Genomic DNA, 22,796 nt, shown 5'->3' with positions numbered 1-22,796 from the left:
CAATCCTTAGGTCTCCTTAGCCTTGCCGAAACCACATGTGCCGCAATTGTGCGGAAATCCGGAAGAGCAGGAGACGAAGACATGAACCGTCAGCCCATCAATTTCAATGCGGATGAGCTCCGCGCCCTCGACCGCTCCCATCACTTACACCCCTTCACTGATCACAAGTCGCTCGATGGTGAGGGCGGCACGCGCATCATCACCCATGCGGATGGCGTTTATCTTTGGGACAGTGCCGGGCGGCGCATGCTCGATGGCATGTCGGGCCTGTGGTGCGTGAATATCGGCTATGGCCGCAAGGAGCTTGCCGAAGCCGCCTATCGGCAGATGCTGGAGCTGCCCTATTACAACACGTTCTTCAAGACATCGCATGTGCCGGCAATCGAGCTTGCCACAAAGGTCGCGCGCCTTTTGCCGGAGCGCTTCAACAAGGTGTTCTTCGTGAATTCGGGGTCGGAGGCGAATGACACGATCTTCCGCCTCGTCCGGCACTATAACAATGTTCGGGGCAAGCCGCAGAAGAAGGCGTTCATCGCGCGCCACAACGCGTATCACGGCTCGACCATGGCCTCGGCCAGCCTCGGCGGCATGGCGGGCATGCATGCGCAAGGTGATCTTCCTCTGGCCGGCATACACCACGTGCTGCAGCCGCATTGGTTTGACCTCGGCGGCGATCTCTCACCGGATGAGTTCGGACTCAAAGCCGCCAAGGCGGTGGAAGACAAGATCCTGGAGCTTGGGCCCGACAATGTGGCCGCCTTTATCGGAGAGCCCATTCAGGGGGCAGGCGGGGTCATCATTCCGCCGCGGACCTATTGGCCCGAGATCAACCGGATCTGCAAGACATACGACGTATTGCTCATCTCGGATGAGGTGATCTGCGGCTTCGGGCGCACGGGCGAGTGGTTCGGCTTGGACACGTTCGGCATCGAGGCCGATATCGTGCCGATGGCCAAGGGGCTGTCATCGGGCTACCTGCCGATCGGGGCGGTCGCGGTGTGCGATGAGGTTGCGAACTATCTCTACGAGCATGGCGGGGAATTCCTGCATGGCTATACCTATTCCGGCCATCCGGCGGCCTGCGCCGTCGCGCTGGAGAATATCCGGATCCTCGAGGAGGAGGGGCTCGTCGACCGCGTCCGCAGACTCGCGCCCTATTTCCATGAGAAGCTCATGACCCTCGCCGATCACCCGATCATCGGGGAAGTGCGGTCAGTGGGGCTCATCGGGGCCTGCGAGCTCACCAGAAACAAGAAGACGCGGGCACGCTTCGACAAGCTGGGGCGGGTTGGCCTCATCTGCCGCGATCACTGCTTCAATGGCGGCCTCATCATGCGATCCTGCTTCGATACGATGGTGGTGGCGCCGCCCTTCGTCATCACCGAGCAGCAGATCGATGATCTGGTCGCTGCGGCACGGCATGCCTTCGATCTCACTTACCAAGATGTGAAGAGCGAGATCGAATAAACTCCTACTAAGGGATGAAACGGCGATAACAGTATTGAAGCGCGCATGGCATGATTCAATACTGTCCCAAAACCCATTCAGGGTGTCCTAGCCAGCCCAACCGGGAGCTCTCAGCATGATCCGCAGGAAGCCACGCCTCCATCCCAGCCGCCGGTCGTTCCTTGCCGGCAGCGCCGTGTTCGCGATGGGGCTCACCTTCGCCAGCCGCGATGTGTTCTCCGAAGAGGAGAAGGCGCTGACCTTCTATAACTGGGACACCTATATCGGCCCGGATACTCTATCGGAGTTCAAGGATGCGACCGGCATCTCGGTCAAGATGGACCTGTTTGCGGATAATGACGAGCTCTTCGCCAAGCTGCGCGGCGGCAATCCCGGCTATGACGTCATTGTGCCCACCAATGATTATGTGGAGCGCATGATCGCGGCGAACATGCTGATGCAGCTCGATCATGACAAGATCCCGAACTTCGCCAATATCGAAAAGCGCTTCCAGGATGCAACCTTCGATCCCGGCCGGAAATATTCGCTGCCCTATATGTGGGGTACGATCGGCATCGGCTATAACAAGAGCGAGGTCGAGGAGGCGCCCGACAGTTGGAAGTGGCTCTATGATTCGGACACCTATGCCGGCCGGATGTCGCTGCTGGGCGACGCGCAGAACGTCATCCAGGCGGCTCTGAAATATCTAGGCTATTCGCTCAACACCAAGGATCCCGCACAGATCAAGCAGGCGGAGGAGCTGATCATCGCTCAGAAGCCCAGGATCAAGGTCTTCGCCGATGATAACGGCCAAGATCTCCTCGCATCCGGCGAAGTCGTGCTCGCGCAGGAATGGAATGGCGATATCCTGCAGGTGATGGCTGAGGATGATGAGCTGAACTATGCCGCACCCAAGGAGGGCGGGCTTCTATGGCAGGACTGCCTGGCCATTCCAGTGGGTGCTCCGCATCCCGAGAATGCGCACAAGTTCCTCAACTTCATCAACGAGCCCAAGGTCAATGCGGAGATCGCAAAGACCATCCAGTTCGCCACACCCAATGCGGCGGCTCTGAAGCTGATGCCGGACAGCTATACGAAGAACCCCGTCATCTTCCCGCCCGAGAAGGCATTGGACAAATATGAGGCCGGGCTCTATCAGGGCGAGGAGGTCACGCGGCTTTACGACGAGGCTTGGACGCGCATCAACGCCGCGTGATTGCGGTGCATGCTCAAAAGGGGGAGCATGTCGCGTGAATGGCCGCGCCACGCCTGAATTTGAGGGCGCTGAGGGCGGCTCGCCATCGGGCAGATGAGATAGGGCTGAAGGGGGCGCGATCGCGTGGAAAGCTGGAGGCGTAATCCGCTCGTTTTTGCGGTGCTCGCACTGCCGGGGACATTCTGGCTCGTCGCCTTCTTCCTGATCCCGTTGGGGATGGTGTGGATCTTAAGCTTCGGCGAGAAGACCTCCATCCTCGATATCGCCATCACCTGGACACTCGCCAATTATCAGCGGGCGCTCGAGCCGATCTATCTCGAGATCATCTGGAAATCGGTCTGGATCAGCGCCATTGCCACGGCGCTGTGCCTGCTGCTCGCCTATCCCATCGCCTTTCTCATCGCATTCATGCCGCCGCGCATGAAGACGCTGCTGCTGCTCGCGATGATCCTGCCATTCTGGATCAACATGTTGATCCGGACCTATGCGCTGATCGCGGTCTTCCGCCGCAACGGCTATGTGAATGCCATTCTCGAATGGCTGTGGGAGCTCGGCAATTCACTGCTGATGCTGGTGGGCCTTGGAGATTATCATCTGCTGGGCGAGCGCTTCGTGCCTCTGCCCATGCTGTACAACAGCTTCGCGCTGATGGTGGGCCTCGTCTATGTCTTCCTGCCGTTCATGGTGTTGCCGCTCTATGCCACGATCGAGCGGCTTGATAAGTCCTATCTCGAGGCTAGCCTCGATCTTGGGGCGAGCCAGGTGCGCACCTTCTTCTCGGTGACGCTGCCGCTCACCATGCCTGGGGTGATTTCCGGCATCATCCTCGTGTTCATTCCCTGCCTCGGCGCCTTCCTCATCCCGGATCTGCTCGGGGGCACGAATGCGCAGATGATCGGCAATGTCATCACGCGGCAGTTCAAGGAAGCCAATGACTGGCCGTTCGGCAGCGCCCTGTCGTTCCTGTTGATGTATGTGACCTTTGCTGCGCTCGCGATCCGCTCGCTTCTGGCCGGGCGTCAGCCCCGCACTGGGTATTAGGGGGCGGCCGGATGGCGCAAGCGACAATGGACAATAGGAACGTCTCCGCGGCGGGTGCCAAGGCGCCGCAATTGGCGCCAGCAAAGAGCCGGGTGGGGCCGCTCGAGTTCCACCGGCGACGCTGGCTGTGGGCCGTTTTCGGGGTGACGCTCGCGCTGCTCTATATGCCCATCCTGTCGCTGATGGTGTTTTCCTTCAACAATTCGCGCCGCAACGTCGTATGGCAGGGGTTCACGACGGACTATTATATCCGCGCGTGGAACAACGCCTCGCTGTTCGAGGCCTTCATCAATTCGCTCACCATCGCGGTGGTGGCGACCATTGTGTCCACCATCATCGGCGCGATGATCGCGCTCATGCTGTGGCGGTTCAGATTTCCCTTCAAGCCGGCCTATGAAGGCTTCATGGCGCTCCCTATCGTCGTGCCGGAGATCTGCATGGGGGTTGCCATGCTCACCTTTTTCGGCGGCATTGGCTGGCCGAGCGGTGGGCCCTGGCCGCTCAACCTCTCCGCCATCATGATCGCGCATATCGCGTTCTGCTTCCCGTTCGTGGCGATCGTGGTGCGGGCAAGGCTTGCGGGTTTCAACCGGGAGCTCGAGGAGGCCTCGCGCGATCTCGGCGGCAATGAATGGCAGACCTTCCGCTACGTGATTGTGCCCTTTCTCAAGCCGGGGCTGGTTGCGGGCGCGCTTCTTGCCTTCACCCTGTCGCTCGATGATTTCGTGATCACCTTCTTCACCTCGGGGCCCAATGCCATCACCTTCCCGGTGAAGATCTACTCCATGGTGCGGTTCTCGGTGACGCCGGAGGTCAATGCCGCATCAACCGTGCTCATCCTCATCACCGTCATTGCCACCATCATCGCGGTGCGGCTGCAGTCGCCCAGCGCGGCAGCCCAATAGCCGGAGCCTCACATCAGTGTCCGATGCCATCATCTCCATTCGTAACCTGACCAAAGCCTTTCCCGGAGTGATCGCCGTCGACAATGTGAGCCTGGACATCAGGCCGAACGAGTTCTTTGCGCTGCTGGGCCCGTCTGGTTGCGGGAAAACCACGCTCCTGCGGATGATCGCAGGGCTCGAAATGCCCACATCGGGCGAGATATTGCTCGATGGCCAGGACGTGGCGCAGGTGCCGCCGAATAAGCGGCCGGTGAACATGGTGTTCCAGTCCTATGCGGTGTTCCCGCATATGACGGTCGCGGAAAATGTCGCCTATGGCCTCAAAGTGACGGGGGTGCCCAAGGCGGAGATCGGGCCGCGGGTCGAGGAGGCGCTCGCCATGGCGCAGCTCGGGGCGCTTGCCCAGCGCAAGCCCGACCAGCTCTCGGGCGGACAACGGCAGCGGGTGGCGCTCGCCCGGGCGCTCATCAAACGCCCGAAGGTTCTGCTGCTGGATGAGCCGTTATCGGCGCTCGATGCCAAGCTGCGCGACCAGATGCGTCTCGAGCTCACCCGGCTGCAGCATTCGGTGGGCATCACCTTCATCATCGTCACCCATGACCAGGATGAAGCGCTGTCCATGGCCAATCGCATCGCCGTGATGGAGGCGGGAAAGGTGGCGCAAGTCGCCACCCCGGCCGAGCTCTATGAGAACCCCGCCTCGCGGTTCGTTGCCGATTTCATCGGGCAGGTCAATCTGTTCGAGGGCAAGGTTGCCGCGCAGGATGCAGCGGGGGTGACGGTTGCCATCGACAAGTTGGGAGAGATCCGCGTGCCCCAGACGGGCGTTACGGCCCGGGAGGTCGCGGTGATGGTGCGACCCGAAAAGCTCGTGCTCTCCCGGAACGAGCCGGTGGGCCGCGCCATCGCGCTCAACGGTACCGTGCGCGACATCGCCTATTTCGGCGATTTCAGTCATGTGTTCGTCACCTTGCCGAGCGGGCTCGAGATCACCGCAGATATCCGCAACGAGGCGCGTCTGGCTGAGGCCAGCCTGAGGGTGGGCGAGGGGGTCTGGATTTCCTGGCGGCCAGAGGACTCGCTCATCCTTCAGTCGTGAATTCAGGCCTGGCCAAGGAGCTTGCTCGCCACCCCTGCTCACCAGCCTGGATAGGACATTCGCCCATAGCCATAACCACCGTAGCCATAGCCATTGCCGTAGGGAAACGGGGCTGCCGCCGGCTGGGCGGAGCGCTGGCACTTTTCGGGCTGGAAGCCCACCACGCGCCAGTCGTTGAAATGACGAGGCCGTGGGACGACCCGTTCAGCCAAGAGGACTTTGCGGCAACGGGATGAGCGATAGGTCGGAGGCGTGTGCTTATAGGTGGTGTGCTCGGTGCCTTCCTCCTCATCGATGCGGGTCTCGGCCTCGCTGCGCGCGGGCTCGACCCAGTCTTCCCTTTCATGCCATACGAAGGCGCTGACAGAGCCGCTAATCCTATAATTCTGCTGTGGGGGACCGAAATCGGCGACTGCTCGGCTCAATGGGCCGCCCACATAAATGTCGAGCTGAGGTCCCATCAAGAAGCAGCCGGCCAGCGGCAGAGCCGCGAGGACCACGAGAAGACGGAGATGCATGATGTTCACCAGGGGCAAGCAATGGACTGAAATGGCTGAGCCCCTGGAGCATGCAGAGGGAAAATGAGTGACAGGATTGCGGCCCCGTTGGCTTGAATGATGGCGGGATGGCGATTGCCAGAGATGCAGGAGGCAAACCAGGTGAGTGACGATAAGGCGATGGCGGTACCAGGGGATGAGGCCTTCCGGCGGATGAGCCTCTATGGCACCAATCTCGAGCCGTCCTATTCCGGCGCGCGCTCATTCATGCGGCGGAAATATACGCGCGATCTTGCAGGCGTTGATATCGCGGTGAGCGGGGTGCCGTTCGATCAGTCGGTCACCAATCGCCCCGGAACGCGCTTCGCGCCGGAAGCGATCCGCCGCGCCTCGGTGCAGCATGCCTGGGGCCCGGTCTGGCCCTGGATGTTCGATCCGTTCGACACCCTCGCCGTGGTCGATTATGGCGATTGCTGGTTCGATTGGGGTGTGCAGGCACAGATCCCGGAGGCGATCGAGACCCATGCCCGCACCATCCTGGCGGGCGGGGCGGAGATGCTGACCCTTGGCGGGGATCATTTCATCAGCTATCCGCTGCTCAAGGCGCATGCGGCCAAGCACGGGCCCTTGGCGCTCATCCAGTTCGATGCTCACCGCGATGTCGAGCCGGATCTGGGCGGACGCATCGATCATGGCACCATGTTCGGCTATGCGATCCGCGATGAGCTCATCGATCCGGCCCGCTCGGTGCAGCTTGGCATCCGCACCACCTATCATGGGGAGAAAAACCATGGGATCAGGGTGATGTATGCGGATGAGATCCACCAATCCTCGCCACAGGAAATCGCCGAGGTGATCACCAATGTGGTCGGGGACGCGCCCGCCTATCTCTCCTTCGACATCGATTTTCTCGATCCGGCCTTCGCGCCGGGAACGGGCACGCCGGTGCCAGGGGGCTTGTCGAGCTATCAGGCGCTGGCGATCCTGCGTAAACTCACCTCGATCAAATTCATCGGCGCCGATCTCGTCGAGGTATCGCCACCCTTCGACAGCTCGGAGATCACGGCCAATGCCGCAGCCTTGATCGCGCTCGAATATCTCTGCCTCAGGGCCTATCAGAAGGGCGCGCGGGGAATACCGGTTAGCGACTAGGTTCGGTCAAACAGGCTCTAACTGATCGCATCCCGCAGCCGGTACCACATCATCGCCAAAACCAGGAGGGGCGTGCGGGCCACACCGCCCGGGAAGGGAGTGTGGCGAATGCGCGCCAGGAGGTCGAAGCGGTTCGCCTGGCCGGCGATCGCCTCCGCGAGCAGTCGGCCGCAGACGGTGCCGACGACCACACCCTGTCCGGAAAAACCTTGCGCGTAGTAGATGGTGTCCTGCACCCTCCCGATATCGGGGATGCGGTTCATGGTGATATCGATGAAGCCGCCCCAGCCATAGTCGATCTTCACATCGGCAAGCTGGGGGAAAATCCGGCGCAACCGCGGCCGCATCCAGGGCTCGACATTATTCGGAATGAAGCCGGAATAGGCGCAACGGCCGCCAAAGAGCAGCCGGCGATCAGCGGTCATGCGGAAATAGTCGAGCACGAAATTGGTGTCGGCAACCGCCTCATCGTCGCGAATGAGGTTGGAAGCGACGTCATCGGGAAGCGGCTCGGTGGCAATGACAAAGCTGCCCACCGGCATGATCTTGCGGCGGATGGCGGGAATGAGCCCACCCAAATAGGCGCTGCCGGCAGCGACAACGAATTTGGCGGAGACGCTGCCTTGGGCCGTCATCACCTTCGGCCGCGCCCCGTCCTCGACCGCCAAGGCTCTCGAGTCCTCGAAAATGGCAACGCCGGACTCCTCGCAGGCATCCGCCATGCCGAGGCAGTAATTCAGCGGGTGGAAATGGCCAGCGCGCGCTTCGCGAAGAGCGCCGTGATAGGCACTGGTCTGAAGGCGCGCCATCAGGGCATCGCGATCGATGAGTTCGGTGCCGCCATAGCCGTAGGCGTCGAACTCCTCCTGCATTTCCTTGAGGTCGTCCATTGCCGAGGGCTTGGGCGCCACATGCAGATAGCCCCATTGCAGATCGCAGGCGATGCCATGCTCGGCGATGTTGGAGGCAATCATCACCTTGCCTTCTTCGGCGATGCGGAAGCAGCGCTGAGCATCCTCACGGCCAAGCTGTGCTGCGATCCTCGCCATGCCGCTCGAGAAACCCGTGCAGATCTGCCCGCCGTTGCGCCCCGAGGCGCCCCAGCCGATGCTTGCCGCCTCCAGCAAAATCACCCGGAAGCCTCGATTTGCGAGCTCGTAGGCGGCGGACAGGCCGGTAAAGCCGCCGCCGATGACACAGACATCCGCCTGGTGCTCACCCTGCAGACGAGCACGCGCCTTATGAGCGTTCGCGGTCGCGTGATAATAGGTGAGCGGCCGTACCGCCTCGGCCGCAGGGTCCGCTCGGTCAAGAGGTTTCGGGCGGGTCACACGTTTCTCAGATACCACTGATAATCGAGCGGCTGAATTTGGTAGTGGAAGTTCTCGCATTCGAAGCGACGAGCGGTTGCAAAGGCGTCCGTATAGCGGTCGCCGAGATAGGAGCGGATGATGCTGCCCTGATGAAACACATCAAGCGCACGCGACCAGCGCACGGGCATCTCCAGGGCATGTTGCGCATAGGCATCGCCGACCACCGGCGCGGGCGGCTCGATCTCATTGACGATGCCATAATGGATGCCGGCAAGCACGGCGGCAGTTACCAGATAGGGATTGGCGTCGGCTCCTGCAACCCGGTGCTCGATCCGCGCGGATTTCTCGTCCTGACCGGGGAGGCGCAGCGATACGGTCCGGTTATCGCCGCCCCAATTGGCGCGGGTGGGCGCATAGGTGCCGGGGCGCAGGCGCCGATAGGAATTGGCATTGGGGGCAAACAGGGCCATGGATTCCGGCATGGCGGCAATGAGGCCGCCGATCGCATGCCGCATGGTGTCGCTCACTGGCCGGCCAATACGCGTATCGATGGGGCCACCGAACACGTTGCGCCCGTTTTCATCGAGCATGCTCACATGAACATGGAGGCCGGAGCCCGCCTGCTCGGCAAAGGGCTTGGCCATGAAGGTTGCGACAAGCCCGTGGTGGCGCGCCATCTGCTTGATGCAGCGCTCTAGCAAAATGGCTTGGTCGCAGGCCTTAAGCGCGTCCTCGCAATGATGCAGGTTGATCTCGAACTGCCCGGCTGCGTATTCCGACACGAAGGTCTCGGCTGGCAAGGACTGCAGCTGACAGGCGGCGTGAATGTCGGACAGCAATTCCTCGAACTCATAGAGATCATCGACGCCATAGACATTGGTCTGGTGGGCGCGAAAGGCGGAGCTCGGCGATGCGGCAGGCCTGATCTCGTCGCGAGCGGCAGCCTCGCCATCGAGCAGGTAGAACTCATATTCGATCGCGATCGTCGGCTTCAGGCGCAGCTCGGCCAGGCGCTCGATGACGGCGCTCAGCACATGGCGCGGGTCGGCGAAGAAAGGCGTGCCGTTGCCTTGATACATGGAGGCGAGGACTTGGCCGGTCGGGCGCTTGCTCCAGGGTACGGGAGCCAAGGTCTCGGGCACGGCGAAGCAGAAATAATCGGGATCGCCATCGCGGGTGCCGTAGTCATAGGTGGTGACGTTCTGGCCCGTCGAATCGAGAAGGTAAATTGAGCCGGGCAGGCGAACACCTTCATGGTTATAAAGCTTGCCCAGATAGTCGCGAGCCAGTTGCTTTCCTCGTAAAATGCCGTTCATGTCCGGGACGAGCATGTCCACGGCAACAATATCCGGATGCGCAACCAGAAAGCTCTCCGCTTCGGTTACGCCGGCGCTTTGCTTTAGCATGATAGCCTTGCATTGTTTCCCCAAGGCGGTCCGGGAAGACCCGATAAACCACCTGAGTTCATTCTTTAGATGTCGGTTCCTTTCGTCAAGCAACCGGCTTATCCTTCATTCATGGCCCGAACGCCATCCAATGGGCGCTGGGCTGCCTTCCGACGTCCTCCAACGAGCGGTTCTCATGGCATCCGAGAATTTCGAAGAGTGGCTACGTTCGCGCAAAATCGATGAGGTCGAATGCTTGCTGGCTGACATGTCCGGTACGGCGCGCGGCAAGATTCTGCCAGCCACCAAGTTTATAAAGGGTTCACCCAGCCGCGGCCTGCGGGTGCCCGAAGAGGTCTTCAGCCTTACGGTTACCGGACGCTATGTCTGGGAAACCGATGCGTTCGACGACGCGGCAATCGATATGTATCTCAAGCCAGACATGGCGACCCTGCGCGTGGTGCCCTGGTATAGCGAGCCCACGGCCGAGGTGATCTGCGACTGCTTCTATCTCGATGACCGGCCGGTGGAGATGGCGCCGCGCTTCGTGCTGAAGCGGGTGATCGAACTCTACAAGGAGCGCGGCTGGAAGCCGGTGGTCGCGCCGGAGCTCGAATTCTATCTGGTCAAGCGCAATCTCGATCCGGACTATCCACTGGAGCCGCCGGTCGGGCGTTCCGGGCGGCAGGAGGCATTCGGCCAGGCCTACGGCATCGATGCCGCCAATGATTTCGATCCGGTTGTCGAAGACATCTATGACTGGTGCGAGGCACAGAATATCGATCTCGATACGCTCAGCCATGAAAGCGGTCCGGCACAGCTCGAGATGAACTTCAACCACGGGGATCCGCTGCTCCTGGCGGATCAGGTATTCCTGTTCAAGCGCACGGTGCGGCAGGCTGCGCTCAAGCACGAGATGTATGCGACCTTCATGGCCAAGCCGCATGAAAAGGAGCCGGGCTCGTCCATGCATCTCCATCAATCGGTGGTGGACGCGAAAACGGGCAAGAACCTGTTCTCGACCGAATCGGGCGAGCCTTCGGACCTCTTGCTCCACCATATCGGTGGTCTACAGCGCTATCTCGGCGCGGCCATGCCGTTTTGTGCGCCGAACGTCAATTCCTATCGCAGGCTGGTGCCGGATTCGGACGCACCGACCAATGTGCATTGGGGCCTCGACAACCGGACCGTGAGCTTCCGGGTGCCCACATCGGACGTGAACAATATGCGCGTCGAGAACCGGGTGCCGGGAGCGGACGCCAATCCTTATCTCGCCATCGCCGCATCGCTTGCCTGCGGCTATCTCGGCATGGTGGAGGAACTCGAGCCGACGCCGCCGGTCGAAGGCAGCGCGTATCGCTATGCGCATACGCTGCCGCTGCATCTGGAAGAGGCACTCTCCAAGCTCAACTACACCAAGCCGTTGAAGCAGGTGTTCGGTGAGCGCTTCGTCGAGGCCTTCCAGGACGTCAAGGAATATGAAATGCAGCAGTACCGCACGGTCATCTCCTCATGGGAGCGCGAGTTTCTGCTGCTCAATGTCTGATGGGCGGTGCGCCATCCGCCTCTCCCGCGCTTGGCCCTCGATGGCAGTTTGCATTTCCAACGAGGAACTTATGAACCAGTCCGGCCGTTGAGAGCCTGCATCTCGGCCGGAGCCTAAAACATGCGGCATTGGGATTTGAGAACGCGGCGCCCACCAGTCCTGGGCCGCGAATGACGGAGAGCAAGTCATCCGCGCAGCTCGATCAGTGCGCAAAATCGAAGGATAATGGCAGCATTGGCCGCGCCCTGGGCCTGGGGCTGATCACCGGGGCTGCCGATGATGATCCCTCCGCGATCGGCACCTATGCCAGCGCCGGCGCGCGGTTTGGACCCGATATCCTGTGGACCGCCCCGGTCACACTGCCGATGATGTTCGCGGTGGTCTATCTCTCCTCGAAGCTCGGCCAGGTCTCTGGCCGCGGCCTTTTCCACGTGATCAAGGATCATTACCCCCGCTGGCTGCTCTGGTCGGTTCTCGTGGGCGTCCTCATTGGAAATACGATCGAGGCGGCTGCGGATCTCGGCGGCATGGCAGCGGCGATCAATTTGTTCGTTGCCGTTGACGTGCCGATCATCGTGGTGTGCATCGCGCTGGTGATCTTTGCCCTGCAGATCTACGGCTCATACCTGCTGATCAGGACTATATTCCGATGGCTGGCGCTTGCGCTGCTGGCCTATGCGGGCTCGGCGGTTCTTGCCAATCCGGATGGGGCTGCGGTGCTCAGGGGCACGCTGGTCCCGACCATCCATTTCAACAAGGAGTTTCTGTCGATCCTTGTTGCCATCATCGGAACAACGCTCTCGGCCTATCTCTATACCTGGCAGTCGAATGAGGAGGTCGAGGAAGAGATTGCCAAGGGGCGGACCACTGTGCAGGAGCGCAAGGGGGCGACACGGCAGGAGCTGCGCCGCAGCCGCCGCGACATCATCATCGGGATGATGTTCTCGAATCTGGTCATGTATTTCATCATCCTGTCCACGGGATCGACCCTCTATACCCATGGGCAGAGCGATATCGAAACAGCGGCGCAGGCGGCCGAGGCGCTGCGCCCCATCGCGGGCGATGCAGCCGGCATCCTCTTTGCCGCCGGGGTGATCGGGGTGGGGTTTTTGGCGGTGCCGGTGATGACCACAGGTGCCGCCTACGACCTTGCCCAGGCCCTTGGCTGGCGTCACAGCCTGCATGCGAAATTCGCAGAGGCGCGCAAATTCTATCTCGCGGTCGGCGCCTTTACGCTCATCGCGGTGGCGTTGAACTTTCTCGGCTTCAATCCGATGAAGGCGCTGGTGTGGTCCGGCATCGTCCAGGGCTTCTCGACGCCACCGCTGCTGCTGCTGATCATGCTCATGACCAATAACCGCAAGATCATGGGGCATCAGGTCAATGGTCCTGGACTTAACGCGCTTGGCTGGATCACAACGGCCGCAATTTTCCTCGCGAGCCTGGGGCTCGTCGCGACTTGGTTCATCTGATTACCGTCCGCCCCGGAGTGCGGACAAGGTCGTGTAGGCGGAAATGGATTCGAGGCTCGATCTCACATGCACCACCACGGGGGCGGAGGTCTCCAGCGCCTGCCTGACCTTGGCAATCACGTCATCGCCCTTATCGATGGTGATCGCCTCGGCGCCAAATGAGCGGCCCCAGGCGGCAAAGTCGGGGCTGGCCAGCGTCGTGCCGGAGACGCGCGCTGGAAATTCGCGCTCCTGATGGGTGCGAATGGTGCCATAGCTGCCATTATCGGAGATGAACAGCTTGGGCCGGGCACCGATGGCGATCGCGGTCGCCAGCTCTTGCCCGGTCATGAGGGTGCCCCCATCGCCTACCAGCACGATCACCTGCCGATCGGGCGCAATCATGCTGGCGGCCACACCTGCCGGCACGCCGAAGCCCATGGCGCCACCGATCGCGCCGAGCAGCGTGTTTTTCGGCGTGAGCTTCCAATGCCGATGCAGCCAGCTCGAGAAATTACCGCTGTCGGTGATGAGGATCGCATCTTCCGCCGCCTGCTGGCTGAGGGCGTGAACCACGATGCCGAAGTCGACGCCATCATCCACATTCCGCGGCGTAAAGGCGGAATAAGTGCTCATGAAGCTCGCGATGTCATGGAGCCAGCGCTCCCGGTCGGAGGCGACCGAGGCCGGGGAGGCCGCGAGGCTTTGCAGGAACAGCACGGGATCAGCGGCAATGCCCAGTTCGGTCCGGAAGACGCGGCCGATCACATTGGGATCGGCATAGACATGGATCAGCGGCTGGCGCGGTTCGGGGGCGCTAGGAAGCTGATAATTCAGTGTGGCGACATCGCCGAGCCGGGTGCCGACGGCAATCAGGAGATCCGCCCTGGAGAGCTGCTCTCTGAGGGCGGCCGGCGCGCCAAAGCCGAGATGGCCGGCATAGAGAGGCGAGGTGTTGTCGAATGCCTCCTGGTTTTTCCAAGTGACCGCGACCGGCACCTGATGGCGCGCCGCAACCTCGGCCAGGGCCGCCATTCCTTCAGCGGTCTTGATCGCGGCGCCGGCAATGATCAGGGGCCGCTGGGCTGCCGCCAGGCGCTTGGCAACGGCACCGACCTGGTCCAAGGCGGGCGCGCTGCGCGGCAAGGGAAAGGGAGAGGGCAGCGATGTGCGCACCTGCTCGGCGAGCACGTCCTCGGGAAGGGCGATCACCACCGGGCCGGGGGTGCCATTCGCGGCAAGGTGAAAGGCACGCACCATCACCTCGGGCAGCCGCTCCGGATCGGAGATTTCCCATACTCCCTTGGCGATAGAGCCAAAGAACTCGGTATAGTCCACCTCCTGGAAGGCGCCGCGCGTGCGCTCCTCGCGCGAGACCTGGCCGATGAGGCAAACGACGGGCACGGCATCCTGCTCGGCGACATGCAGCGCAATCGAGCCATTGGTTGCGCCCGGGCCGCGGCTCACCATGAACACTGCCGGCTTGCCCGTCAGCTTCGCCTCGGCCACGGCCATGAAGCCTGCGCCCGATTCATGCCGGCAGGCAACGGTTGCAATCTCCGGGGCATCGACCAGCGCGTCCAGCAGCGTCAAATAGCTCTCGCCTGGAACGCAGAACAGCCGCTGGACGCCTTGCTGCTTTAAGGCCTCGACAATGAGATCCGCTGCACGCATCGAGAATTTCTCTTGGATGAGCCCGCGGTTAGCGGGCAGCGATGAAGGATAAGACGGTGGCGCGAAACTGGTTCGCATGGGTCACTGGGTAAAAATGCCCGGCTTCCGGAATGATGTCGAGGATTGCTGAAGGAATACGCTCAGATAATTCTTTGGACAGGTGAACGGGGGTGACCATGTCCCAGGCCGCTGCCGAGATGAGTGTGGGCGTGGTGACGCGATGAAGATCGCGGCGGCGGTCGAAGCGGCGAATGGCCGCGATACGGCGCAAGGTGCAGTCGACATCAGCGACCAGCATCCGCACGGTCGCATCGTCGGGCATGGCCGCCTCCTGCGGATGCTGCATGAGCCAGGCGGGTGTTCGCATGATCAGCGCGGCCTGGCGGAGATATTCGGCGGGGCCAAAGGTTGCGAGAACCTTGCTGCGCATCTCGAACAGAAGGTCGAAATAGGGGTCAGGACCCGCCCAGCTTGCGGCAATCACCAGACGATCCAGCCTCGATGAATGGTCAATCGCAAGGACCTGCCCGATCGCTCCGCCGGTTGAACGGCCGACCACGTGGGCGCGTTCCAGACCGAGCCCATCCATCAGAGTGACCACGTCTTCCGCCATCTGCTCGACGCTGTAGTCGAAAGGCGGTTTCGCGCTTTGCCCGCAGCCGCGATGATCATGGGTGACGACGGTGAAGCGCTTTGAGAGCGCATCGATATGCATCGACCAGAACGAGGCGAGGCCGGTGAGGCCAGAAATGAGCAAGAGCGGCGGGCCAGACCCATGGATCTCGTAATAGAGCTTATCGCCATCGGGCAGGGTAAGCAGGGCCATGAAACCTCCATCCGGTGATTGGGCTTGGCATCGATCCGGCGTGAGGGATGCTCACCCAGCGCCGGACCCGCTGGCGGATCAGACCTCAGGCAGCGAGGGCCTGGAGCGGCTCTACATAGTCATAGTGCAAAGCCTCGGCGACAGCCTGGCAGGTGATGCTGCCGCGATAGACATTGAGACCGTTGCGAAGATGAGGATCCTCCTCCATGGCGCGGCGCGCGCCTTTATCTGCCAGCGCCACGACGAAGGGCAGGGTGGCGTTGGTGAGCGCGAAGGTGGAGGTGCGCGCCACACCGCCGGGCATATTGGCCACGCAATAATGGACGACGCCATCCACTTCGAAGGTCGGGTCCGCATGGGTGGTGGGATGGGAGGTCTCAGCGCAGCCACCCTGATCGATCGCGACGTCCACGATGACCGAGCCCGGCTTCATCTGCGAGACGAGATCGCGGGTGATGAGCTTCGGGGCGGCTGCTCCGGGCACGAGAACCGCGCCCACAACCAGATCAGCCTGGGTGACTTCATCCTCGATGCTGCCACGGCTCGAGTAGAGCGTCTTAACCCGTGCGCCGAACCGGTTGTCGATCGCCTGCATGGTTTCGGCATTCTTCTCGAGAATGGCCACATCGGCGCCGGCGCCCGCCGCCATCACGGCGGCATGCTGTCCGACCATGCCACCGCCGATGATCACCACTTTGGCGGGAGCGACACCGGGCACGCCGCCAAGCAGCAGCCCCATGCCTCCCTGGCGCTTTTCGAGACAGTGGGCGCCAGCCTGTATGGACATGCGCCCGGCCACCTGCGACATGGGTGCGAGCAAAGGCAGACCACCGCGCGCGCCGGTCACGGTCTCATAGGCGATGCAGATAGCGCCGCTCGCGAGGAGATCGCGGGTCTGGTCGGGGTCGGGGGCGAGATGAAGATAAGTGAAGAGCACCTGGCCGTCGCGCAGCATGCGCCGCTCCACCGCCTGCGGCTCCTTCACCTTCACGATCATCTCGGCACGACGGAAGATCTCATCAGGAGTGTCGACGATCTCAGCGCCGGCATTCCGATAGGCTTCGTCGGTGAGGCCAACCCCTTCGCCTGCACGCGACTCCACCAGCACTTCATGGCCGTGATGACGGAGCTCCCGTATGCCCGTCGGTGTCAAGCCGACGCGGAATTCCTGCGGCTTGATCTCTTTCGGCACTCCAATCAACATGTTCGTCGTCTCCAGCAAACGCGATTGCACGCCGCTTTGTTCTACGCTCAAATCGCGGCGCGAGCCAGCAAGGCAAGTCCATAGGGCGCCGAACCCGACGGAGCCGAGGCGACAACAACCGCAAAGCGAGAGCCCCCGATGTCGACATTTCTTGATCTTCTCGAGACCCGGCCTTGGCTGCTGGCCGATGGGGCAACCGGCACCAATTTCTTCAAAATGGGCCTGCAGTCGGGGGATGCGCCCGAGTTCTGGTGCATCGATCATCCGGATCGGGTGAGGCTCCTGCACCGCCAGTTCTTCGAGGCAGGCGCCGACATCGTGCTCACCAACAGTTTCGGGGGCAATCGCTACCGGCTCAAGCTGCATGATGCGCAGGATCGGGTTGCGGAGCTCAACAGGCGGGCGGCGGAGCTCGCGCGAGAAGAAGCGGAGGCGGCGGAGGCTGCCACGGGATGGACGAGGGTTGTTGCGGGATCCATCGGACCAACGGGAGAGATTTACGCTCCCGTAGGCACGCTCTCGATCGAGCAGGCCGCAGATGCCTTCGCCGAGCAGGCCCGGGCGCTGGCCGCGGGTGGCGCCGATGTCCTGTGGATCGAAACCATCTCCTCGGAGGAGGAGCTGCGCGCAGCGGTGATCGGCGCCTCCATGGCGGGCCTGCCGATCGTCACCACCATGAGCTTTGACACTAATGGCTGCACGATGATGGGGATTACACCGCAAGGCTTCGCGGAGATGACCACGGCCTTGCCGGTCAAGCCTGTAGCGATCGGCGCCAATTGCGGCACGGGCGCAGCCGAGCTCGTTGCCACTGTGCTCGGCATCACGGCGGCGAAGCCCGATGCGGTGGTCGTGGCCAAAGGCAATTGCGGCATACCGCAATTCGTCGATGGTCACATCCACTATAGCGGGACGCCCGAAATCATGGCCGACTATGCGCGCCTCGTACGGGATGCCGGTGCACGCATCATTGGCGGCTGCTGCGGAACAGAGCCCGATCATCTCAGGGCCATGCGGGCAGCGCTCGAGAGGCATGAGAAGGGGGACCGACCTGCGATCGACGAGGTTGCCGCCCGATTAGGCGAGGTGTCGGCGCTTGCACGCGGAGAGGGGCCAGCGCGTACCGGACGGAGCGGTGCGCGAAGGCGGTCTCGGTGAATTATGCGCCTGACGTGACAAGCAGCATCAAGTCATATGCATATGCTCGGCCCAGTTCGGGTCCTGTGAGATCTGCTGATCGATGAGGCGGATCTCCACCATGTCATGGTCAGACGCGATCTCGAAAGCCGGACGGTAGCCAAAACCATCCTCGTTCAACGACTTGGGCTCATGTTCGAGGATGAGCGTCTGGCCATGGGCCGAAATCACGTATTTCTCGCCGGTGTCATCCACTTTGACATCCCCCGACGAGACATGCTCGATCTTCACATGTCCGGTCACGGTTGACGTGACCTGCTTGTAGTCCGTGGAACGAAGGTCACGAGTGAGGCGACCATTGGTGTCGAAAACCGCGGCGGTCGTCGGCTGCTCCTGCCGTGCGTCGACTGAGAAAGTGACAGGGGTACCAAATCTCCAACTCATTAAGGCTTTCCTCAAACCAGAACCATAGATGCAATCTGCAGGTCAGTTGGGGAGCATCCCTGCTCAATTCAAGGTTGTGATCACCTGCTTCAGTGCGGGCAAGCATCCCTCGCGCCAGTTCCTCATCGGCCTCACCGGAGGCAATGTCGATTTCAGTCGGGTTCAGGTCGCAAGCCGCGGTGCACGGAGAGGAGGAGTGCCGCATCGGTTAGGTGAGACGCGGTTTGCGAAACATCATGACGGTGTGGAGGCGGGATGAGCGACGGCGACGAACTCGACCTGAATTCGTTGGACGATGACGAGCTCGTCCAGCAGATGCATGACGATCTCTATGACGGCCTCAAGGAGGAGGTGGTCGAGGGCGTCAATATTCTGCTCAAGCGCGGCTGGGCGCCTTACAAGGTGCTGACGGAAGCTCTGGTCGAGGGCATGCGGATCGTCGGCATCGATTTCCGCGATGGCATCCTGTTCGTGCCAGAGGTGCTGCTCGCGGCCAATGCGATGAAGGCCGGCATGGCGATCCTGCGGCCGCTGCTTGCGGAAACCGGAGCACCGAAGGTCGGCAAGATGGTGATCGGCACCGTCAAGGGCGATATCCACGACATTGGCAAAAATCTCGTGGGTATGATGATGGAGGGCGCGGGCTTCGAGGTGATCGATCTCGGCATCAACAACCCGGTCGAGAAGTATCTGGAGGCCATCGAGGAGCACAAGCCCGACATTCTCGGCATGTCAGCGCTGCTGACCACCACCATGCCCTATATGAAGGTGGTCATCGATGCCATGAAGGAGAAGGGCATTCGCGACGACTATATCGTCCTGGTCGGAGGCGCCCCTCTCAATGAGGAATTCGCGACCGCGATCGGTGCGGATGCCTATTGCCGCGATGCTGCGGTGGCCGTCGAGACCGCCCGGGAGATGATCCGCCGCCGGCACAATCTGCGCTCAGCCGTCTAAGCGGATCAGGCATCAAGGAAGCTGTCGAAGTCCTTCTCGTTGTCGTAGCGGTAGCTGCGGGTTCTCGCGTGGTTGCGATAGAAGTGGATCACGACATCGCGCCCGCATTGCTCGGACAAAAACGTGTAGTTCTGGGCATCCAGAGGATGAGGAATATAGGCTGAGCGCCGGCCGGACTGGATGAGAAAACAATCCTCGAGATTGAAAATCAACACCGTCGCGAGCTGGACGTCGTGAACGGTAACCCGTTTGAACTCCGTGATTTCCAAGTGCCGAGCAGACATGCCGGCGCGCCGGGAAAACGCAAAGCCGCGCGGCGGGGGAGGGCTCAGCATATCGACGGTAATCGGCAAGAAGCTATCTTCGTCTGAAAGTTCATAGATCTCATCAAATGCTTCCGTCCGGCGTTGCTTACGCCAACCGAACATATTCAAAAACCACCATCCCATTGCAAAGCTCCGTCGGACGCTGACGGATAAACCATAGGAATTCGCTCATAACGTGTGGTGAACGACTTCACTCGTCTTTTCGGTTTTGACCGGCATGCTTAATCGTCGGTTTTGACATTACGCTGGTCGGCCCCCGCCGGTTCCACGACTATCGCGATCACTTATATGTTTCCCATGGATATTGCGCCGAACGAGGATTACGACTTCAAGCGCGGGCAGGGGCGTGTGCTGCTGATCGCCTGCGGGGCGCTTGCGCGCGAGATCATCGCGCTCATCGAAGCCAATCGCTGGTCAATGTTCGATGTGACCTGCCTGCCCGCAAAGCTCCACAACTATCCGCAACAGATCCCTAAGGCCGTGCGGAGGAAGATCCACGCGAACCGGGACCGCTATGCCAAGATCTTCGTGCTCTATGGCGATTGCGGCACGGGCGGGCGGCTGGATGCTGTCCTCGAAGAGGAGGGGGCTCAGCGCATTGCCGGGCCTCACTGCTATTCATTCTTCTCGGGCAATGTGGCGTTCGAGGCGCGAGCGGATGAGGACGTAACCAGCTTTTTCCTCACCGACTATCTCGCCCGGCATTTCGACAAGCTGATCTGGGAGGGACTTGGCATCGATCGCCATCCCGAATTGCTGCCGATCTATTTCGGCAATTACGAAAAGCTCGTCTATCTCGCCCAGACCGATGATCGCGCACTGGCGGACAAGGCCGAAGCGGCGGCAAAAATGCTCGGTCTTGCCTATGAGCGGCGCTTCACCGGGTTTGGGGATCTTGGGCTTTTCCTGTCGCAGACGCAGGCTGAGGCGCGCTAGGCTCGGGTTTGGCCGGTGTTTTGGCGTCCGTGGCATTTGCGGGTGCTGCCTTTGCGTCGGATGCCTTGCCGATCGGCATGCAGTCGGTCGGCCTCCGGCTTTTTGGCAGTGTCTCAGCTTTCAGCTTGTCGCGATTACCCGCCAGGGCATCCGCCACAAAGCGCGAGATCTCGCGCATGTCAGCATCTGATGCGCCGCGCTTGTCCGCTGAGCTCTTATCCGCCGAGTGCTCGGGCTGTTGAGCAGATTTGGGCTCCTTGGCTGCCGGGAATTCGAGCGCCGCGGCAGGCAGCCCATGTGCGGTGAGAAAGACCATTAGAGAACCTCGAGCAAAGTTGCTTCAGGCCGTGATCCCCGGAAAACCCGGGACAATACGGTGCGCCGCGGGCTTTAAGGTTGGATTAAGCCGGCATCGCGTGGGATCGCCGAGACGGGGCAAGCCCCTAGCTATGTGCTTTGAGGAAGTGCCGCATGTGGAAATGCGCCTGGTCCGGCTGATAGGCATAGGTGCGCCCGACGGGGCAGGCATGGCGGGCGAGGCAGCCTCCAGAGCAACTCCTGCCGGCGGACGTGTGGAGGTGCTCGACACAGGCTTCCAGGCGGTAGCCGGAGACGGTAAACGCATTCACAGGGCAAGTCTTGAGGCAGGGTTGCCCTGGGCAGCCTTCGCAAGGATGCTCGTGCGGCGATATCGCCGGCAGATCGAGGACATCCGAGAACAAGAGCGCAGCGCGATAGGCATGCCACAGGCCGTAAACAGGATGGATGGTGAGGCCCAAAGGCGAGACAAAACCTATTCCCGATGCCTTGGCCCAACGCTGAAAAGGCTGATAAGGTTGATCGAAGGGGAACACCGCCCTCGTATCCTGGCCTATTTCGGCGATGAGCTGTCCCACTGCCGCGCGGGTCCATTGATCGAGGGGATGATCGCCGTTTGGGCACTCAGCCGAGAAGCGTGTCCACATTCCGGGGCCGGCATTGCCGATGAGGATCAGGCCTTGGGTGGGCCGGCCTGGCGCAATGTCGGGCACGGCATCCTCGCGGCGCGGCGCGAACCAGCCGAGGGCGGTAAAGCCTGCCGTCTCGATCAGCTCAAATAGCGCAGAAACCACTTCAGCCTCGGCTGTTCAGGCGCTGGTCTCGCGCCCCTTCTGCATCATCTCGCGGCGGGTAATGTAGAGCGTGCTGAGAATGATGACCAGCGCACCCAGGAGAACCGTCCAGGTGGGCACCTCGCCCCAGACGAGAAAGCCGAACAGCACGGCCCAGAACAGGCCCGTATATTCCATGGGCGCGATCATCGAGACCTCGCCATAGCGGCAGGCCTGATTGAGGAACAGCTGGCCGAAGCTGCCGAACACGGCCAGCAGAACGAACAGCATCCAGTCATGGGCGCTGGGCAGTTCCCAATACCAAGGCATCATCGCGCCGCTGATCACCAGAACACCCATGCTGTAATAGAACAGGATGGTGGCGCTGGTCTCGGAATTGCTGAGCTGGCGTGCCGAGATCTGGGTCAGGGCATAGAAGAAGGCCGAGGCAAGGGCTGCAAGCCCGCCAAGACCGAGCCCGTCGCCGCCGGGCTTCAAGATGATCACCACGCCAATCATGCCGACGATGAGCGCGCTCCAGCGATAGGGGCCGACCCGCTCGCCCAACAAAAGGATCGAGAGCAGGGTCATGAAGAGCGGCGCGGCGAAGGCGATGGCAACCGCATCCGCAAGCGGCAGGGCGCGCAACGCGTAATAGAACAAGAGCATGGTGATCAGGTTGAAGATCGCGCGCGTGATGTGCCCGCCAAGCCGCTTGGTGCGGAACTGGCCGAGGCCGCCGCTGCCGCGCGCCACGGCCAGCGCCAACGCGAGGCCGCCGATATAGCGCAGGAAAATGATCTGCGGGATCGAGTAGTGCTCGGCCAACCATTTCACCAGGGTATCGAGCACGCAAAGGCAGAAGATAGCAGCACAGGCGAAAAGCAGTGCCTTGCGCGGTGACCGTTGCAAGGCGCCATGGGCGAGATGTCCCTGAAAGCCTGCCGCACCGGATTTTTGTTCTAGTTGACGTTCGGTCACGACACGCATGCCAGATGCTAAAACCGCTCAGGCTCTATCCTGTCTGAACGCATTGACCAAGGTGGAAAAGCAGCCCCGGTCGTGGGGCATGGCTGGGTTGTAAGACGTGCAATGCTTGCTTGGCGGAGCTCGCAAAACTTCACCCATGGTGAGCTCAGTTTGCTATCCA

Annotated in this window: 21 protein-coding genes; 11 read left to right on the top strand and 10 right to left on the bottom strand. The window is 61.5% G+C overall.

The window, feature by feature from the left end; all coding sequences use genetic code 11:
* The first annotated feature begins 81 nt into the window (after window positions 1-81).
* The 5 genes from RCF49_RS03850 to RCF49_RS03830 all read left to right on the top strand — a co-directional run bounded on the left by RCF49_RS03850 (window position 82) and on the right by RCF49_RS03830 (window position 5,707).
* A complete protein-coding gene (locus tag RCF49_RS03850) occupies window positions 82-1,467 on the top strand; it encodes an aspartate aminotransferase family protein (protein WP_342642727.1) in 1,386 nt (461 codons plus the stop codon).
* A gap of 115 nt (window positions 1,468-1,582) precedes the next feature.
* Complete coding sequence (locus RCF49_RS03845) at window positions 1,583-2,662, top strand: ABC transporter substrate-binding protein (RefSeq protein WP_342642726.1); 1,080 nt, start codon at window positions 1,583-1,585, stop codon at window positions 2,660-2,662.
* Window positions 2,663-2,785: 123 nt separating this feature from the next.
* Window positions 2,786-3,703, top strand: coding sequence for an ABC transporter permease (locus RCF49_RS03840; protein WP_342642725.1), 918 nt, complete (start codon window positions 2,786-2,788; stop codon window positions 3,701-3,703).
* 11 nt (window positions 3,704-3,714) lie between these two features.
* Window positions 3,715-4,608, top strand: coding sequence for an ABC transporter permease (locus RCF49_RS03835; RefSeq protein WP_342642724.1), 894 nt, complete (start codon window positions 3,715-3,717; stop codon window positions 4,606-4,608).
* A gap of 16 nt (window positions 4,609-4,624) precedes the next feature.
* On the top strand, window positions 4,625-5,707 hold the full coding sequence (locus RCF49_RS03830) for an ABC transporter ATP-binding protein (protein ID WP_342642723.1): 1,083 nt from the start codon (window positions 4,625-4,627) through the stop codon (window positions 5,705-5,707).
* 38 nt (window positions 5,708-5,745) lie between these two features.
* Here the strand turns inward: RCF49_RS03830 and RCF49_RS03825 are convergent, their stop codons facing one another.
* Window positions 5,746-6,225, bottom strand: a complete 480-nt coding sequence (locus RCF49_RS03825) for a hypothetical protein (RefSeq protein ID WP_342642722.1) — start codon at window positions 6,223-6,225, stop codon at window positions 5,746-5,748.
* Between the two features lie 141 nt (window positions 6,226-6,366).
* Between RCF49_RS03825 and speB the strand changes: the two genes are divergently transcribed.
* Window positions 6,367-7,356 (top strand): agmatinase, encoded by a 990-nt coding sequence (speB, locus tag RCF49_RS03820; protein ID WP_342642721.1) that lies wholly within the window; start codon window positions 6,367-6,369, stop codon window positions 7,354-7,356.
* Window positions 7,357-7,373: 17 nt separating this feature from the next.
* Here speB and RCF49_RS03815 read toward each other — a convergent pair whose 3' ends face one another.
* Together RCF49_RS03815 and RCF49_RS03810 are read right to left on the bottom strand one after the other, a co-directional pair.
* Window positions 7,374-8,687 (bottom strand): NAD(P)/FAD-dependent oxidoreductase, encoded by a 1,314-nt coding sequence (locus RCF49_RS03815; RefSeq protein ID WP_342642720.1) that lies wholly within the window; start codon window positions 8,685-8,687, stop codon window positions 7,374-7,376.
* Complete coding sequence (locus RCF49_RS03810) at window positions 8,684-10,075, bottom strand: glutamine synthetase family protein (RefSeq protein WP_342642719.1); 1,392 nt, start codon at window positions 10,073-10,075, stop codon at window positions 8,684-8,686. Before RCF49_RS03810 ends, RCF49_RS03815 begins: the two co-directional genes overlap by 4 nt.
* A gap of 175 nt (window positions 10,076-10,250) precedes the next feature.
* Between RCF49_RS03810 and RCF49_RS03805 the strand changes: the two genes are divergently transcribed.
* Together RCF49_RS03805 and RCF49_RS03800 are read left to right on the top strand one after the other, a co-directional pair.
* On the top strand, window positions 10,251-11,600 hold the full coding sequence (locus RCF49_RS03805; RefSeq protein WP_342642718.1) for a glutamine synthetase family protein: 1,350 nt from the start codon (window positions 10,251-10,253) through the stop codon (window positions 11,598-11,600).
* 170 nt (window positions 11,601-11,770) lie between these two features.
* Window positions 11,771-13,072 (top strand): Nramp family divalent metal transporter, encoded by a 1,302-nt coding sequence (locus tag RCF49_RS03800; RefSeq protein ID WP_342642717.1) that lies wholly within the window; start codon window positions 11,771-11,773, stop codon window positions 13,070-13,072.
* Here RCF49_RS03800 and RCF49_RS03795 read toward each other — a convergent pair whose 3' ends face one another.
* From RCF49_RS03795 to ald, 3 genes are all read right to left on the bottom strand, one after another.
* Complete coding sequence (locus tag RCF49_RS03795; protein ID WP_342642716.1) at window positions 13,073-14,725, bottom strand: thiamine pyrophosphate-dependent enzyme; 1,653 nt, start codon at window positions 14,723-14,725, stop codon at window positions 13,073-13,075.
* A gap of 28 nt (window positions 14,726-14,753) precedes the next feature.
* Window positions 14,754-15,551: an alpha/beta fold hydrolase gene (locus RCF49_RS03790; RefSeq protein WP_342642715.1), complete on the bottom strand. Its 798-nt coding sequence runs from the start codon at window positions 15,549-15,551 to the stop codon at window positions 14,754-14,756.
* Between the two features lie 85 nt (window positions 15,552-15,636).
* Window positions 15,637-16,755 carry an alanine dehydrogenase gene (gene ald / locus RCF49_RS03785; RefSeq protein ID WP_342642714.1) on the bottom strand — a complete coding sequence of 373 codons (1,119 nt, stop codon included), beginning with the start codon at window positions 16,753-16,755 and terminating at the stop codon, window positions 15,637-15,639.
* 138 nt (window positions 16,756-16,893) lie between these two features.
* Here ald and bmt point away from each other — a divergent pair, with 138 nt between their 5' ends.
* Entirely contained in the window at window positions 16,894-17,913 is a 1,020-nt protein-coding gene (gene bmt, locus RCF49_RS03780; RefSeq protein ID WP_342642713.1) for a betaine--homocysteine S-methyltransferase, read from the top strand.
* Window positions 17,914-17,940: 27 nt separating this feature from the next.
* Here the strand turns inward: bmt and RCF49_RS03775 are convergent, their stop codons facing one another.
* On the bottom strand, window positions 17,941-18,336 hold the full coding sequence (locus RCF49_RS03775; RefSeq protein ID WP_342642712.1) for a hypothetical protein: 396 nt from the start codon (window positions 18,334-18,336) through the stop codon (window positions 17,941-17,943).
* A 255-nt stretch (window positions 18,337-18,591) separates the two neighbouring features.
* On the opposite strand from RCF49_RS03775, the gene RCF49_RS03770 reads away from it, so the two are divergent.
* Window positions 18,592-19,293, top strand: a complete 702-nt coding sequence (locus tag RCF49_RS03770) for a corrinoid protein (RefSeq protein WP_342642711.1) — start codon at window positions 18,592-18,594, stop codon at window positions 19,291-19,293.
* Window positions 19,294-19,298: 5 nt separating this feature from the next.
* Here the strand turns inward: RCF49_RS03770 and RCF49_RS03765 are convergent, their stop codons facing one another.
* On the bottom strand, window positions 19,299-19,742 hold the full coding sequence (locus tag RCF49_RS03765) for a hypothetical protein (RefSeq protein ID WP_342642710.1): 444 nt from the start codon (window positions 19,740-19,742) through the stop codon (window positions 19,299-19,301).
* A 165-nt stretch (window positions 19,743-19,907) separates the two neighbouring features.
* Here RCF49_RS03765 and RCF49_RS03760 point away from each other — a divergent pair, with 165 nt between their 5' ends.
* Complete coding sequence (locus RCF49_RS03760; protein ID WP_342642709.1) at window positions 19,908-20,555, top strand: DUF1638 domain-containing protein; 648 nt, start codon at window positions 19,908-19,910, stop codon at window positions 20,553-20,555.
* A 443-nt stretch (window positions 20,556-20,998) separates the two neighbouring features.
* Here RCF49_RS03760 and RCF49_RS03755 read toward each other — a convergent pair whose 3' ends face one another.
* Together RCF49_RS03755 and RCF49_RS03750 are read right to left on the bottom strand one after the other, a co-directional pair.
* The gene (locus tag RCF49_RS03755; protein WP_342642708.1) at window positions 20,999-21,667 is read right to left on the bottom strand and encodes a hypothetical protein; all 669 of its coding nucleotides are present in this window, start codon (window positions 21,665-21,667) and stop codon (window positions 20,999-21,001) included.
* Between the two features lie 15 nt (window positions 21,668-21,682).
* Window positions 21,683-22,627: a DMT family transporter gene (locus RCF49_RS03750; protein ID WP_342642707.1), complete on the bottom strand. Its 945-nt coding sequence runs from the start codon at window positions 22,625-22,627 to the stop codon at window positions 21,683-21,685.
* Between the last annotated feature and the right edge of the window lie 169 nt (window positions 22,628-22,796).

Origin of the sequence: Rhodoligotrophos sp. CJ14, from assembly GCF_038811545.1 — a bacterium.
Taxonomy (GTDB): Bacteria; Pseudomonadota; Alphaproteobacteria; order Rhizobiales; family Im1; genus Rhodoligotrophos; species Rhodoligotrophos ferricapiens.
The sequence above is the reverse complement of the archived record's forward strand: the minus strand, read 5'-3'. Positions and strand labels throughout refer to the sequence as shown.